The organism is Kineococcus indalonis (genome assembly GCF_009906395.1).
Taxonomy (GTDB): domain Bacteria; phylum Actinomycetota; class Actinomycetes; order Actinomycetales; family Kineococcaceae; genus Kineococcus; species Kineococcus indalonis.
The window spans coordinates 1-390 of record NZ_JAAALM010001051.1; the positions used below are offsets into that span (position 1 = coordinate 1).

A 390-nucleotide genomic window follows, 5' to 3' on the forward strand; every position below is an offset into this window, starting at 1 on the left:
GCGCAGCACCAGCCGGCGCCAGCCGGCGAAGGCCTCGCGGGTGGTGACGACCTGCTCCAGCGCGGAGGCGGACAGCGCCTCGAAGACGGCGCCGGTGCGCGGCTGGCGCCAGCACGGGTGCGCGCGCCAGGCCTCGCGCAGCACGGGGTGCTCGCGGCGCGGCTCGAACTCGGCGTGGGTGGTGTCCGCGGCGCCGAGCAGGTCCGGCACGCCCTCCAGCGCCCGCTGCGCGCCGGGGCCCCAGGCGCGCGCCTCCACCTGCCCGGCCGCGCGCAGCGGCACCAGGTGCAGCTGGGCGGGGCCGTCGGGGGTGCGGGTGGCGCGGCGCACGCTGCCGTCGGGCTCGCGGCGGAAGGTGGGGTCGTGCGCGCCGCGGCGCAGCACCGAGAC

Annotated in this window: 1 pseudogene; it reads right to left on the minus strand. The window is 81.3% G+C overall.

From position 1 onward, the window contains the following. Positions 1-390: pseudogene (locus tag GTR00_RS22655) on the minus strand (DNA-3-methyladenine glycosylase 2 family protein); the annotation flags it as partial.